We start from the raw sequence: 14,604 nt of genomic DNA, 5'->3' as shown, positions 1-14,604 counted from the left end.
TTCATGAATCGCCGATGAAAGCATCATGTCATTCGCCGGGCATCCGGACAAGATGGCCGTGCTGCATCACCATGGTCACCGTATCGAGCGCACCGATGTTCGCGGCGGGATCGCCGGCAACGGCGACCAGATCGGCGATTCGCCCGGGCGCGATGGTGCCGATCTCGTCGCCCAGCCCGAGCAGCTTCGCGTTCCCGGCCGTCGCCGTCCAGAGCGCGTCGAGCGGCTTCATCCCCCAGGCGACCATCAGCCCGATCTCCCGCGCGTTGGCGCCGTGCGCGAACACGCCGGTATCGCCGCCCACGCACATCGTCACGCCCGCCGCGAGCGCGGCGGCATAGCTGGCGCGCTTGGCGCGGATCGCCTCGGGCTCGGGCGCCGTCCCGTTCCAGCCGCCATAGCGGGCGATCGCATCGGTGGCCGCGAGCGTGGGACAGAATGCCACGCCGCGCGCCTTCATCAGCGCGAACACCGCCGGCGTGGCGTCGTTGCCATGCTCGATCGTGTCGGCCCCGGCCAGGATCGCGCGGCGCATCCCCTCGGGCGTGCTGGCATGCACCGCGACCTTGCGCCCGGCATCATGCGCGGCGGCGATGCCCGCCTCCAGCTCGCCAAGGCTGAAGGTCGCGCGGCTGGGCTCGCCCGGCCCCCAGCGATAATCGGCATAGAATTTCACCCAGTCGGCCCCGTGCGCGATCTGCCGGCGCACCGCGGGGACGATCCCCTCCCCGCTCACCTCCTCGGCCCCCTGCGGCACGTCATAGGCATAGCCCTTGGGGCCATAGGCGCCGGTGGCGACCAGGGCGCGGCCGGCGATGAGCAGGCGCGGGCCGGGCACGATGCCCTGCTGGATCGCCTGCTTGAGCCCGGCATCCGCCTCCCCCGCGCCCTCGGTGCCGAGGTCGCGGACCGTCGTGAATCCCGCCATCAGCGTCGCGCGGGCATGCGCGACCGCCCGGGCGGTGCGGAGCGCCAGCGGCTCCTTCATCACCTGGTCGTTCCAGCTCGTCTCGTCATAGGGATGGAGGAAGAGATGGACGTGGAGGTCGATCAGCCCAGGCAGCAGCGTGGTGCCGGGCAGCGCCCGCGTCTCCGCGCCGGGCGGTGCGGCGACGTCCGGACCGACCGCCACGATCCTGCCATCGGCGACGAGGACCTTCCAGCCGGCATGCATCGCGCGGTCGCTCGCCGTGAAGACGCGATCGGGAACGAGCAGCACCGGCACTTTCTGGGCGAAGGCGCTGCCAGGGAGCAGCAGGAAGGCGATGGCGAGCAGGCGGCGGAGCTTGGTCATGCCCGGGAGACTGGCAAAGGCGGAGGGGCCGCGCCAGCCCCTTCCCGCTGCCCGGCGCGCGCGGGTCAATACATCGCCGTCATCGCCACGCCGGCAGTGATCAGGATCACGCCAAGGGCCTGGCGCAGGCTCAGCGCCTCGCGGAACAGACGGTGGCCGGCGGCCGCGGCGATGGGCATCTCGATCACGCCGAGCGCGCGCACCGCGGCGGCCGGCGCCAGGTTGAGCGCCAGGAACCAGCCCGAGGAGGCAAGCGCGCCGAACAGGCCGGCGCCCAGCGACTGGCGCCAGCCGGCGATCACCGCGACGAGCGCGGCCCGGTCGCGCATGCCGAGATAGAGCCCCAGCCCCGCCGCCTGCACCGCCTGGACGATCGCGACACAGGCCATGGCCGAGAAGAAGGGGTGATGCGGCTCGAGCCGCAGCCCGGCATGGCGGAACGCATTGAGCGCGAAACCGAACAACAGGCCCGAGGCGACGCCGAACGCGATGCCGAGCGCCGGGTGCCCGGTGCCCTCGACCCTTTTCGGCCAGACCAGCATGGCGAGCCCCAGCGTCGTCACCGCCACGCCCGCCCAGCCGAGCGCCGAGAGATTGTCGCCGAACACGAGCAGGCCGACAGTGGCGGCGAGCGGGACCGAGCTCTGCTGGAGCGCGGTGCCGACCGCGAAGCCGGCATGGTGCATCGCGAGCAGCAGCGCGGCGGTGGCGATCACCTGCGCCAGCGCCCCGGCGAGCGCCGGCCACCAGAACGCCCAGCCGAACTGCGGCTGGACATGCGGCGTGACCGCGACGGCGATCGCGGTGAAGACGAGCGAGAAGGGCAAGCCGAACAGGAAACGCACCAGCGTCGCGCCCCAGGGGCCGGTGTTCGACATCATGCCGCGCTGAAGCGCGTTGCGGCCCACTTGAAATGCCGCCGCCGCCACCGTCGCCACCGCCCAGAGCACGCGCCTACTCCACCCGATCCTCTCGATTCGCGCGGCCTTACCCGCTTCCCGCATCCTCGCGAACCGCATTCTCGCCAAGGCCGGGAGGGCGATGGCCGGCAAGCGGCTTCATGCCTTCCTTCGGCCATCAATCCAGCCAATGGTTCCGCAAAAGAAATGATGGGTTGCACGCACGTCGCCCGGCGGATCACGCCGCCGGGCATCGAACCAAGGAGCCCAGGATGAAGCCGATCCATCTCGCCGCGCTCGCCCTGCTCGCCGCCGCGCCCGCGCCCGCGCAGCAGCTGCAGCTGCAGAATCCCACCGCCGCCGCCACTGTCGCCACGGCCCAAGGCAAGCGCCCGTCCCGCCCGATCCGCACGATGCGCACCGCCTCGCCTTCCCCTCTCGTCCTCGCCAGGGCCGGGATGGCAATGGTTGGGAAATGGCTACGAGCTTTCATCCATTAATCCAGCTAATGGCTCTTCCGAGAAATGCTGGTTTGCGCGCGCGCCGTCGCATGGATCATCTCGCCGGGCAGCAAATCAAGGAGCCCAGGATGAAGTCGATCCACCTCGCCGCGCTCGCCCTGCTCGCCGCCGCGCCCGCGCCGCAGCAGCAGGACGATCCGCTCACTCGCCCGATCGCCCCCGAGGCGGCCGCCAAGTGGATCGGTCCGCAGGCGCCGATCCGGGTCCATGGCAACAGCTATCTGGTCGGCTTCCAGGGCATGAACGTCGGCCTGATCGACACCGGCAAGGGGCTGATCCTGATCGACGGCGCCGTGCCGCAATCGGTCCACGCGATCGAGGCGAACCTCAAGAAGCTCGGCTATCGCATCGAGGACGTGAAGCTCATCCTCAGCACCGAGCCGCATTTCGACCATGCCGGCGGGCTCGCCGCCCTCGCCCGCGACAGCGGCGCCACGGTGCTGGCGAGCGACTGGGCCGCGGCATCGCTCAGGCGCGGCATGAGCAGCGCGGACGACCCGCAGGTGGCATGGCTGGTGCCCTTCCCCGCCGTCTCCCGGGTGCGGGTGGTGAAGGACGGCGAGGCGATCCGGCTGGGCAACGTCACCGTCACCGCCCGCGCCACGCCGGGCCATACGCCGGGAAGCATGAGCTGGACCTGGCGAAGCTGCGAGGGCCGCGCGTGCAGGACGATGGTCTTCGCCGCGAGCCTCAACCCGGTCGCCGCCGACGGCTATCGCTTCACCAGGCATCCCGAAGTGGTCGCGAGCTTCCGCGCTTCTCAAGCCAGGTTCCGCGCGATGCCCTGCGACATCATGTTCAGCGCGCATCCCGACAATTCGGGCGGCGTCGAGAAATATGCGCGTTTCGCCAAGGGCGTGCGACCGAACCCCTATCTCGATCCCACCGCCTGTCGCGCCTATGCGACCCGATCCGCGACGGCGCTGGCCAAGCGGCTGGCCGACGAAGAGGCGGGGAAGGCGCGCTAGCCGCCCCGCACCCAGGAAAAGGCCCGCCGGTCAGGCGATCGGCGGGCCCTCTTCATGCTCGTCGGCAATCACCTCACCAGATGCGCACCCGGTCCGCCGGCGCGACATATTGCTTCTGGTCCGGCCCGATCTTCCACGCCGCATACCAGGCGTCGACGTTGCGCAGCGGATTCACCGCGCGGATCTGGCCGGGCGAGTGCGGATCGCTGACCAGCTGCTGGCGCAGCGCCTCGGTGCGGAACAGCGTGCGCCACACCTGGCCCCAGCCCAGGAAGAAGCGCTGGTCGCCGGTATAGCCGTCGATCAGCTTCGCCTTCTTGCCGCCCAGCGACTGGTGATAGGCATCGAGCGCGATCAGCACGCCGCCCAGGTCGCCGATATTCTCGCCCATCGACGCGCGGCCGTTGATGTGGACGCCGGGCAGCCCGTCGAAGCTATAGGCCTCGTACTGGGCGCCGAGCCGCGAAGCCTGGGCCTCGAACTTGGCGGCATCCTCCGCCGTCCACCAGTCGCGCAGCACGCCATTGCCGTCGGACTTGCGGCCCTGATCGTCGAAGCCATGGCTGATCTCGTGGCCGATCACGCCGCCGATGCCGCCATAGTTCACCGCGTCGTCCGCCTGCGGATCGAAGAAGGGCGCCTGCAGGATCGCGGCCGGGAAGACGATCTCGTTCTTCACCGGGTTGTAATAGGCGTTCACCGTCTGCGGGGTCATGCCCCATTCGGCCTTGTCCACCGGCCCGCCCAGGCGGTTGCGGCGATAGTCCCATTCGAAGCGGCCGGAGCGCTCGGCATTGCCGACCACGTCGCCCGGCTTCACTTCGAGCGCGGAATAATCGCGCCACTTGTCGGGATAGCCGATCTTGACGGTGAAGCCCTTGAGCTTGGCCTGGGCCTGGGCCCTGGTGGCCGGGCTCATCCAGGCGAGCTTGTCGATCCGGCCGGCCAGCGCGACGCGCAGGTTCGCCACCAGCGTGTCCATCTTCGCCTTGGAGGCCGGCGGGAAATAGAGCGCGACATAGTCGCGGCCCACGCCCTCGCCGATACCGCGCTCGGTGAACGCCACCGCGCGCTTCCAGCGCTCGCGCTGCTGCGGCTGGCCGTTCAGGAACTTGGAGCGGAACTCGAACTGCGCATCGACGAAGCGCTTCGACAGCAGCGGCGCGATGTCGTCGGTGGTGCGGAAGGCCTGCCAGGCCTTGAGCGTGTCGAGATCGGCATCGGCGAAGATCTTGGCGATCACCGGAATCGCGCTGTTCTGCGCGACGATCACGCGATCGGCCTTGCCAAGGCCGGCGGCCGCCCAGAAGGCGTCCCAGCCAAAGCCCGGCGCCTGCGCCTTCAGCTCGGCGATGCCGGTGGGGTTGTAGGTCTTGTCGCGATCGCGGCTCTGCGCGCGCGTCCAGTGCGCCTTGGCGATCCGGGTCTCCATCGCGACGACCTTGGCCGCCGCCGCATCGGCATCCGCCCAGCCGGCCATGCCGAGCATCTGCGCGACATATTGCTGGTAGCGCGCCAGCTGCGGCGCGAACTTGGCGTCGAGATACAGGTCGCGATCGCCGAGGCCGAGACCCGACTGGCGCAGATACAGGGCATAGACGTCCGGGTTCTTGGCGTCGTCGTTCACGCCCACGCCGAAGAAGCTGGCGCCGAAGCCGCCGACCGAGGCGCCCATCAGCCTGGCCAGGTCGTCCTTGCCGGCCGCCGCCTTCACCGGCGCCAGGCGCTCGACCAGCGGCTGGGCGTCGAGCTTCTCGGCCAGCGCCTCGTCCATGAAGCCCGAATAGAGGATCGCCGCCTTCATCCGGTCGGGGTGCGCGGCATCGGTGGCGCTATAGCCCGAGATGAGGCTGCGCATCCGCACTTCCGAGAGATCGCGCAGCACGGCGAAGGCGCCATAGGAGGAACGATCGGCCGGGATCGCCGTACGATCCGTCCAGGCGCCGTTGACGAAGCGATACCAGTCGTCGCCCGGCTTCACGCTCTTGTCCATGCCGGTAAGGTCGAAGCCCCAGGCGCCGTAGCGCGCAGCGCCCGCATCGGCGGCGCCGGCGGCGACGGGCGCGGCGGATTGCTGGCTGAACCCGATCGCCGGCACGGCGAGCACGGCCACGGCCGATGCGAGCAGCAGATATTTCTTCAATGGAGATCCCCCGATATTGAGACGTTAGGCGCGTCCGGGAGATGGTGTGTCACGACCTCGGCAGCCGCGCAATATCCTTGCGCAAGTGCATATCATTCGTTCGCCGGCCGATAGCTGATCCGCACGCCAGGCACCGTTTCGCGCTTCAGGAAGATGCGCGATCCGGGCGCGTATCGGACTTCGAGATGGCCGGCGCCCAGCCACCGGGCCTGGGCCCATGGCCCACCCCAGCCACTCCGCCGCGGCGTGCCATGACCGGAGTCCGCGATGAAGACATTGCCCCTTCCCGCCGGCGCCTCGCCCCCGGGCAGGATCGAGACCTGGGTGGAGAGGCCGGTGGTCGCGCCGCAATCGCGCCGGAACAGCACCGCACTCAGGGCTCCGCCCGGCGCATCGGCCCTGGCGACGATCTCGTTACGGCAGCCATCGGAGCAGGCCTCCAGCGGGGCGAGCAGCACCGTCGTCATGACGAAACGGTGAAACACGAACTTCTCCCTTCGCCGATCGGCAAGGGAATGGCGCGCGCGGATGCAGCGGCGATGCAGGCCTCGTCCTAGTTCGGCCGAGGCGAACCAAAAGGCCCGCCGGTCTCCGGGACCGACGGGCCTTTGAAATGGTGGGCGCGGTAGGGATTGAACCTACGACCCCACCCGTGTGAAGGGTGTGCTCTACCACTGAGCTACGCGCCCATTGGCCAGGTCCTGAAACCCTTGGCGGCCGAAATGGGAAGCGGGCCTTTAGGCGGCACAGCCCCTGCTGTCCAGCCCCAAAGACCCTTTTAAATGCGGCTTAGTTGACCGCGTCCTTCAGGCCCTTGCCGGCCTTGAACTTGGGCTGGTTCGACGCCTTGATGGTCATCGGCTCGCGGGTGCGCGGGTTGCGGCCGGTCGAGGCCTTGCGCTTGCTGACCGAGAAGGTGCCGAAACCGACCAGGCGAACTTCGTCGCCCTTCTTGAGCGCGGCCTGGATCGCGTCGAACACGGCCTCCACGGCCTTGCTCGCATCACCCTTGCCGAGCCCGGAGGTGTCGGCAACCTGGCCGATCAGCTCTTGCTTGTTCATTTCGTGATTTTCCCCCTCATGAATACGCAGAAATGCGCGAGTCGCGGCGGCGGGCCGAGCGATCACGTCAGCACGCCCCCGCCCGCGCTGTCAAAACGTTTCAGCCCGCTTTTCCCTCGAAATGACGAAAAGGTTACGGTGACTCGACCATTAAGGACGGTGCCGCCCATCAATGATGGACGGCGTCTCCCCTGCCCGCGCTGCCGGCGGGAGGCTGGGTCGCCAGCTCGTCGGCCTCGCTCCAGTCGATCGGCGTGAGCGCCTCGGTCAGCGCCAGGCGCAGCACTTCGTCGACATGCTTGACCGGCACGATCTCCAGCCCGTCGCGGATGTTCTGGGGGATCTCGGCAAGGTCCTTCTGGTTCTCCTCCGGGATCAGCACCGTCTTGATGCCGCCGCGCAGCGCCGCGAGCAGCTTCTCCTTCAGCCCGCCGATCGGCAGCACCCGTCCGCGGAGCGTGACTTCGCCGGTCATGGCGATGTCGCGCCGCACCGGCACGCCGGTCATCGTCGAGACGATCGCCGTCACCAGGCCGATGCCCGCCGACGGACCGTCCTTGGGCACCGCGCCCTCGGGCAGATGGACATGGATGTCCTTGCGCCCGAACAGGCTCGGCTTGATCCCATAGGCGGGGCTGCGCGCCCGGACGAAGCTGAACGCAGCCTCGACCGATTCCTTCATCACGTCGCCCAGCTTGCCGGTCGTCTTGATCATGCCCTTGCCGGGCACGGTGACGCTCTCGATGGTCAGCAGTTCGCCGCCCACCTCGGTCCAGGCCAGGCCGGTGACCGCGCCGATCTGGTTCTCCTCCTCGCCCAGCTCATGGCGATATCGGGGCACGCCGGCGAACTCCGAGAGATTGTCCGGCGTGATCGTCACGCGCTCGGCCTTGCCCTCCAGGATCTTGCGCAGCGCCTTGCGGGCGAGCTTGGCGATCTCGCGCTCGAGCGTGCGCACGCCCGCCTCGCGCGTGTATTTCTGGATCAGCGCGCGCAGGCCATCGGGCGCGAGGGTGAACTCGCCTTCCTTCAGGCCATGCGCCTCGATCTGCTTCTCGATCAGGTGGCGCTCGGCGATCTCGACCTTCTCGTCCTCGGTATAGCCTTCGAGCCGGATGATCTCCATGCGGTCGAGCAGCGGCTGCGGCAGGTTCAGCGAGTTCGCCGTGCACACGAACATCACGTCCGAGAGATCGATGTCGATCTCCAGATAATGGTCGTTGAACTTGTTGTTCTGCTCCGGATCGAGCACCTCGAGCAGCGCGCTCGCGGGATCGCCGCGGAAATCCTGGCCGAGCTTGTCGATCTCGTCGAGCAGGAACAGCGGGTTCGAGGTTCCGGCCTTTTTCAGGTTGGACACGATCTTGCCCGGCAGCGAGCCGATATAAGTGCGGCGATGGCCGCGAATCTCGGCCTCGTCGCGCACGCCGCCCAGCGACTGGCGGATGAACTCGCGCCCGGTCGCCTTGGCGATGCTCTTGCCCAGCGAGGTCTTGCCCACGCCCGGCGGCCCGACGAGGCACAGGATCGGCCCCTTCAGCTTGTTGGTGCGGGCCTGGACCGCGAGATATTCGACGATCCGGTCCTTGACCTTCTCGAGTGCGTAATGGTCCTCGTCGAGCACGTTCTGCGCCTCGGCGATGTCCTTCTTGAGCTTCGACTTCTTGCCCCAGGGCAGGCCCAGCAGCACGTCGAGATAGTTGCGCACCACCGTCGCCTCGGCGCTCATCGGCGCCATGGTCTTGAGCTTCTTGAGCTCGCCCTGGGCCTTGGCGCGCGCTTCCTTGCTGAGCTTCAGCGTGGCGATCTTCTGGGTCAGCTCGGCGACTTCGTCGCCATCGCCTTCCTCGCCCTCATTGCCCAGCTCGCGCTGGATCGCCTTGAGCTGCTCGTTGAGATAATATTCGCGCTGCGTCTTCTCCATCTGGCGCTTCACGCGGCTGCGGATCTTCTTCTCGACCTGCAGCACGCCCAGCTCGCCCTCCATGAAGGCGAACACCATCTCGAGGCGCTTCATCGGATTGGTCTCGACGAGCAGCGACTGCTTCTCGGCGACCTTCACCGCGATATTGGCGGCAACGGCATCGGCCAGGCGCGAGGCGTCCTCCAGCTCGGCGAGCTGCACCGCGGTCTCGGCCGGCAGCTTGCGGTTGAGCTTGGCGTAATTCTCGAACTGGTCGACCACCGAGCGCATCAGCGCCTGGATCTCGGCGCCTTCGGCCGCATCGTCCTCGACCGGCGCGACGTTCGCCGTCAGATAGGCGCCGCCCTCCTCCATCGCGACGAGCACGCCGCGCTCCTTGCCGGCGACGAGCACGCGCACGGTGCCGTCGGGCAGCTTGAGCAGCTGGAGGACCTCGGCCGAGACGCCGGTATCGTACAGATCCTCGCGGCCGGGATCGTCCTCGGCCGGATCGAGCTGGGCGACGAGGAATATCTCCTTGTCATCGGCCATCGCCGCCTCGAGCGCGGCGACCGACTTGTCGCGGCCAACGAACAGCGGCACGATCATGTGCGGGAAGACGACGATGTCCCGGAGGGGAAGAACGGGGTAGGAATGCTTCATGAATACTCCTGAGCCCGCACAGGGCTCCTCAGCACCATTATATGGGGGCCGGGCTGCCTGCATCAATCGCCGAACGCGGTTAGGTTGTGGAGTGTTGCTTCCCAATGCGGCACGGACAAGGATTTTTGCGACCGCATCGGCCCGCCGCGCCACGGATTTCCCTTGCCGGCGCGCCGCAAGGCCAGTTCAATTCCGCATCGCGCCCGGCGCGCTCACCGCCTGAAGGAGGCCCGCATCCGCACGTCCCCGTTCCTCGCCGTCTCGGCCCTGGCGCTCGCCGCCGCTCCCGCCGCCGCGCAGACGATCAAGCCGGGCGAGCCGCCGCTCACCGCGCAGACGAGCAGCTCGGGCGGCCCGCTCGATCCGGTGCAGAAGCTGGTGCGCTTCCAGAGCGCCGACCTCCGGATCGAAGTGCTGCCCGACAGCCAGTCGATCCGCGGCGTGGGCACGCTGCGCTTCGTCGCGACCGCGCCGATCCGCACGCTGGTGATCGACCTCGACCGGAACCTGCCGGTTTCCGCGATCGCCATCGACGGCAAGCCGCTCCGGCCCGGGGCCTGGAGCAACCCCGAGGGCCGCATGACCGTCCAGCTCGGCAAGACGGTGCGCGCGGGCGGCACGGTGACCGCGGCGATCACCTATGGCGGCACGCCGCACACCGCCGTGCGCGCTCCCTGGGACGGCGGCTTCGTCTGGGCGAAGACGCCGCAGGGCCAGCCCTGGGTGGCGACGGCGGTGCAGATGGAGGGCTGCGACCTGTTCTGGCCGTGCATCGACTATCCCACCTACGAGCCCGATCACCTCGATCTGCACATCACCGTGCCCAAGGGGCTGAAGGCGATTTCGAACGGCGTGCTCAAGGGCACCGACACGCTGGCCGACGGCCGCTCGACCTGGAACTGGCACGTCACCGATCCGACGCTCTACGGCATCGCGCTCAATGTCGGTCCCTATGAAGTGATCTCGGGCGACTATAAGAGCCGCTTCGGCAACACGATCCCGATGTTCTACTGGTATCTGCCCGGCGAGGAGGCGCAGGCCAGGGGCCTGTTCGCGGAATTCGCCCCGACGCTCGACTTCTTCGAGACCATGATCGGCCCCTATCCGTTCGGCGACCAGAAGCTCGGCGTGGTCGAGACGCCGCACAAGGGCATGGAGCACATGACGGTCAATGCCTATGGCAACAAATACGCCAAGACCCCCTGGGGCTATGACGACCTGTTCCAGCACGAATTCGCCCATGAATGGTTCGCCAACCAGCTGACCGCGAGCAACTGGGACGATTTCTGGCTGCACGAAGGCACCGGCACCTATATGCAGCCGCTCTACGCCGAATGGCGCGGCGGCAAGGGCGACTATACCGCGATGCTGCTCCAGGAGCGCATCGGCATCCGCGCCAAATCGGCCATCGTCACCGGCAAGCCGCAATCGGCCGAGGAGGTGTACGAGGACAAGAACGGCCGCGGCGGCGACATCTACACCAAGGGCAGCTGGACGCTGCACACGCTGCGCAACCTGATCGGCGACAAGGCCTTTTTCGACGGGCTGCGGCTGGCAATCTACGGCCGCACCGATCCCCGGCCGGGCAACTTCAAGCCGCTCTACCGGAGCACGCCCGAGTTCATCGCCTTCATGGAGCAGACCTCGGGCCGCAAGCTGCAATGGTTCTTCGACGTCTATCTGTACCAGGCCGCGCTGCCCGAGCTGCTGGCCGAGCGGAAGGGCGACCGGCTGACGCTGGCCTGGAAGACGCCGGGCGACCGGCCCTTCCCCATGCCGGTGGAGGTGCAGGTAGGCGACAGGCTGGTCACGCTGGCGATGGCTGGCGGCAGCGACGCGATCGACCTGCCGGCGGGCGCGCATTACGTCGTCGATCCCTGGTCGAAGATCCTGAAGCGCTCCGCCGATATCGACGCGTTCCAGGCGTGGCGCGCGGCGCAGACATCGCGCTAAGGAGGTTCCGATGCATCCGTCTCTCCTCGCCGCCTCGGCACTCGCTCTCGCCGCCACGTCCGCTCAGGCCCAGACCGTCAAGCCCGGCGAGCCGCCGCTGACCGCGACCACCAAGGAATCGGGCGGCCCGATCAGCCCCGAGCGCGCCGCGCTGCACCTCGACCATGCCGATCTCGCGATCGAGGTCTTCCCGGCGACGCAGCGCATCGCCGGCGTCGCGACGCTGACCATCACCAGCACGATCGCGCAAAAGGCGCTCCAGATCGATCTCGACCGCAACCTGCCCGTCACCGCGATCAGCGTCGACGGCACGGCGCTCGCGCCCGCGGACTGGTCGAACCCCGAGGGCCGGCTGACGGTCACCCTGCCCCGCCCGCTCAAGGCCGGCGGCAAGGCGGAAGTGAAGATCAGCTATGGCGGCACGCCGCACGTGGCGGTCCGCCCGCCCTGGGACGACGGCATGGTCTGGGCCAGGACGCCGGGGCCCGATCGCCAGCCCTGGATCGCCAGCACCGCCGAGGGCTATGGCTGCGACCTGTTCTGGCCCTGCCTCGACTTTCCCAGGGGCGAGCCCGACATGGTCGACCTGCGCGTCACCGTGCCCAAGAACCTGAAGGTCGCGGGCAACGGCAAGCTGATCGGCACCGACATGCTGCCCGACGGCCGCTCCACCTGGCATTGGCGCGCGCGCAGCCCCAATCCCTATTCGGTGACGCTGCAGATCGCGCCCTACAAGCTGATCCAGGCCGATTTCAAGAGCCGCTTCGGCAACGTGATCCCGATGGAATATTGGTATCTTCCGGGACGCGACGAGAAAGCGAGGAAGCTGTTCGCCGAATTTGCGCCCGCGCTCGATTTCTACGAGCGCGTGATCGGGCCCTATCCCTGGGGCGACGAGAAGATGGGCGTCGCCGAGACCCCGCATCTCGGCATGGAGCACCAGACGATCAACGCGTACGGCAACGACTATAAGCAATATCCCTCGGGCTTCGACGAGATCTTCCAGCATGAGCTGGGCCATGAATGGTTCGGCAACCAGATGTCCGCCGGCAACTGGGACGATTACTGGCTGCACGAAGGCTTCGCGCAGTATATGCAGCCGCTCTACGGCCGCTGGCGCGAGGGCGAGGCGCGCTATGCAGTGATGATGGACGAGTTCCGCCTCCAGATCACCAACCATGCCCCGATCGTCTCCGGCCAGATCCGCACCGAGGAGCAGGTGTACGAGGAAGCGAATGGCGGGCCGGGCCAGGACATCTACGTCAAGGGCGCCTGGATCCTCCACACGCTGCGCAACCTGATCGGCGACGACAGGTTCTTCGATGCGACGCGCCGGCTCGTCTATGGCCGCCCCGATCCCAGGCCGGGCAATTTCACCCCGCGCTTCGCCTCCACGCCGGACTTCATCAAGATCGTGAACGACGTGACCGGCCGCGACATGCAGTGGTTCTTCGACGTCTATCTCTACCAGGCGCCGCTGCCCGAATTGGTCGAAGCGCGCCAGGGCGACACGCTGACGCTGCGCTGGAAGGTGGCGAACGACAAGCCATTCCCGCTGCCGGTCGAAATCTCGGTCGACGGCAAGCTGCGCACGGTCGAGATGCCGCGCGGCACCGCGACGCTGAGCGTGCCGGCCGATGCCCATGTCGTCGTCGATCCGGACTCCCGGATCCTGAAATATTCGGCGGCCGTCGAGGCCTATCGGGCCGATGCCTATCGGAGGTGACCATGATCGCGCTCGTCCATCCCGAACCTACCAGCATCTACGCGGTCGCCGCGCTTTTCGGCAGCATGTTCGTCTGGGTCGCGGCGCTGCTCGCCGCCAAGGGCAGGCGCGGCGCGGCGGGCACCGAAGTGACGAGCAAACGCGATTCGGGCTCGATGGTCGGCGTCGCGGTGCAGGCGCTCGGGTTTCTCGCGGTGGGATTCGGCCCGCTCGAGCTGGTCCTGGGCACGCCGGACCTGCCCGCGATCGCGCAGTTTGCCGCAGTCCTGGTGCTGATGGCCGGGGTGATCGGGCTGTTCATCGCCTCTTCGCGCGCCATGGGGCGCAACTGGGCGATCGTCGCACGCACGCGCGAAGACCATCAGCTCGTCACCTGGGGTCCCTTCGCGGTGGTCCGCAATCCGATCTATGTCGCGCTGTTCGTCTGGATCCTCGTGATGGCGCTCGCGCTCGGCCATTGGCGCGGGCTGATCCTGGGGATCCCGCTCTACTGGATCGGCACCTGGATGCGCGTCCGCCGCGAGGAGAAGCTCCTCCGCGCGCAGTTCGGCACCGCCTATGACGCCTATGCCGCGCGCGTGAAGCGCTTCGTGCCCGGGCTGATCTAGGGGCGGCGCCCTTCAGGCCAAGGCTGTGGCTGGCGGGCCGGATCACCTTGAACCAGCCCCCTTGGTCACCCTGAAAACAAGGTCGGCAGGACGGAAGACATTCAGCTTACTTCCCTCGCCACCGGGAATGGAAACGGCGGGGCTGAATGTCGATCCGTCCTGGACGTGCCGGGGGGGACTGCCCCCCGGCACGCAACCCTATTCCTCGATCACCGCGCCATCCGGCCGCAGCACCTTGGCGAGCACGAAGCCGAACCCGATCTGCCAGGGCGTGTAGATCTTGAGCAGCTGGATCCAGTTGCTCGGAAAGGCTTCGTTCGTCGAGCCGGTGGTCATGTAGAGATAGACGACCAGCGCGCCGAGACCCGCCAGCATCGCCGTGCCGAACACCGCGAAGATCACCGGCGCGACACCGCGCCGGCCGAGGCCGCTGCCCAGCACGAACAGCAGGGCAAGACCCGCCCCCACGCCACCGCCGATCAGGCCGAACCGCATCGGATCGGTGGACGCGTTGACCTGGTTCGCCAGCTGGGCGCCCGCCCAGTGCGCGAAGGTGAGGCCGACGATCAGCACGACGACCTTCATCGCCAGCTTGTGGCCTCGCCCGGCCCAGACCAGGGGCAAGGTGAGCAGGGGTGTAAGCCACACGGCCGCGTTGGCGACATTCGCCAGGGTTAGCACGCACAACCCCGCGATGAAGAACAGGTGGCCGAGGATCAGCCACTTGAATGCCGTGCCCGCGGCGGAATCGAGGGCAAGATTGAACGACGAATGATACTCGCGGGGATCTTCATCCGCGAGGATTGCAGCATCAGACATAGGAACACTCCTCTATCCGGCCAATACACCTAGGGTGCGCCTCAT

Annotated in this window: 12 protein-coding genes and 1 tRNA gene; 5 read left to right on the top strand and 8 right to left on the bottom strand. The window is 67.9% G+C overall.

Annotation, left to right across the window (positions count from 1 at the left end; translation table 11 throughout):
• Positions 1 to 28: 28 nt before the first annotated feature.
• Entirely contained in the window at positions 29 to 1,294 is a 1,266-nt protein-coding gene (locus OMP43_RS04345) for an amidohydrolase family protein (protein ID WP_280278504.1), read from the bottom strand.
• Positions 1,295 to 1,359: 65 nt separating this feature from the next.
• Positions 1,360 to 2,244, bottom strand: coding sequence for a DMT family transporter (locus OMP43_RS04340; protein WP_280278503.1), 885 nt, complete (start codon positions 2,242 to 2,244; stop codon positions 1,360 to 1,362).
• Between the two features lie 221 nt (positions 2,245 to 2,465).
• Between OMP43_RS04340 and OMP43_RS04335 the strand changes: the two genes are divergently transcribed.
• Both OMP43_RS04335 and bla read left to right on the top strand, forming a co-directional pair.
• A complete protein-coding gene (locus OMP43_RS04335) occupies positions 2,466 to 2,693 on the top strand; it encodes a hypothetical protein (RefSeq protein ID WP_280278502.1) in 228 nt (75 codons plus the stop codon).
• Positions 2,694 to 2,782: 89 nt separating this feature from the next.
• Positions 2,783 to 3,682 carry a subclass B3 metallo-beta-lactamase gene (gene bla / locus OMP43_RS04330; RefSeq protein ID WP_280278501.1) on the top strand — a complete coding sequence of 300 codons (900 nt, stop codon included), beginning with the start codon at positions 2,783 to 2,785 and terminating at the stop codon, positions 3,680 to 3,682.
• A 73-nt stretch (positions 3,683 to 3,755) separates the two neighbouring features.
• On the opposite strand, the gene OMP43_RS04325 is transcribed toward bla, so the two are convergent.
• The 5 genes from OMP43_RS04325 to lon form a co-directional block, all read right to left on the bottom strand.
• Entirely contained in the window at positions 3,756 to 5,825 is a 2,070-nt protein-coding gene (locus OMP43_RS04325; RefSeq protein WP_280278500.1) for a M13-type metalloendopeptidase, read from the bottom strand.
• Positions 5,826 to 5,917: 92 nt separating this feature from the next.
• On the bottom strand, positions 5,918 to 6,310 hold the full coding sequence (locus OMP43_RS04320; RefSeq protein ID WP_280278499.1) for a hypothetical protein: 393 nt from the start codon (positions 6,308 to 6,310) through the stop codon (positions 5,918 to 5,920).
• Positions 6,311 to 6,439: 129 nt separating this feature from the next.
• Positions 6,440 to 6,514 (bottom strand) — tRNA-Val (locus OMP43_RS04315).
• 100 nt (positions 6,515 to 6,614) lie between these two features.
• Positions 6,615 to 6,887, bottom strand: a complete 273-nt coding sequence (locus tag OMP43_RS04310) for an HU family DNA-binding protein (protein ID WP_086129015.1) — start codon at positions 6,885 to 6,887, stop codon at positions 6,615 to 6,617.
• A gap of 169 nt (positions 6,888 to 7,056) precedes the next feature.
• The gene (gene lon, locus OMP43_RS04305; protein WP_280278498.1) at positions 7,057 to 9,453 is read right to left on the bottom strand and encodes an endopeptidase La; all 2,397 of its coding nucleotides are present in this window, start codon (positions 9,451 to 9,453) and stop codon (positions 7,057 to 7,059) included.
• Positions 9,454 to 9,720: 267 nt separating this feature from the next.
• Between lon and OMP43_RS04300 the strand changes: the two genes are divergently transcribed.
• The 3 genes from OMP43_RS04300 to OMP43_RS04290 are packed head-to-tail and all read left to right on the top strand — an operon-like array spanning position 9,721 to position 13,740.
• Positions 9,721 to 11,406: a M1 family metallopeptidase gene (locus OMP43_RS04300; RefSeq protein WP_280278644.1), complete on the top strand. Its 1,686-nt coding sequence runs from the start codon at positions 9,721 to 9,723 to the stop codon at positions 11,404 to 11,406.
• A 10-nt stretch (positions 11,407 to 11,416) separates the two neighbouring features.
• Complete coding sequence (locus OMP43_RS04295; RefSeq protein ID WP_280278497.1) at positions 11,417 to 13,132, top strand: M1 family metallopeptidase; 1,716 nt, start codon at positions 11,417 to 11,419, stop codon at positions 13,130 to 13,132.
• Between the two features lie 2 nt (positions 13,133 to 13,134).
• Complete coding sequence (locus OMP43_RS04290) at positions 13,135 to 13,740, top strand: isoprenylcysteine carboxylmethyltransferase family protein (protein WP_280278496.1); 606 nt, start codon at positions 13,135 to 13,137, stop codon at positions 13,738 to 13,740.
• Positions 13,741 to 13,938: 198 nt separating this feature from the next.
• Here OMP43_RS04290 and OMP43_RS04285 read toward each other — a convergent pair whose 3' ends face one another.
• Positions 13,939 to 14,559: a hypothetical protein gene (locus OMP43_RS04285; RefSeq protein WP_280278495.1), complete on the bottom strand. Its 621-nt coding sequence runs from the start codon at positions 14,557 to 14,559 to the stop codon at positions 13,939 to 13,941.
• Positions 14,560 to 14,604 lie beyond the last annotated feature (45 nt).

The sequence above is a fragment of the Sphingomonas sp. CBMAI 2297 genome, from assembly GCF_029870595.1.
Taxonomy (GTDB): Bacteria; Pseudomonadota; Alphaproteobacteria; order Sphingomonadales; family Sphingomonadaceae; genus Sphingomonas.
Note: the sequence above shows the minus strand (reverse complement) of the source record. Positions and strands in the feature narration are given on the sequence as shown.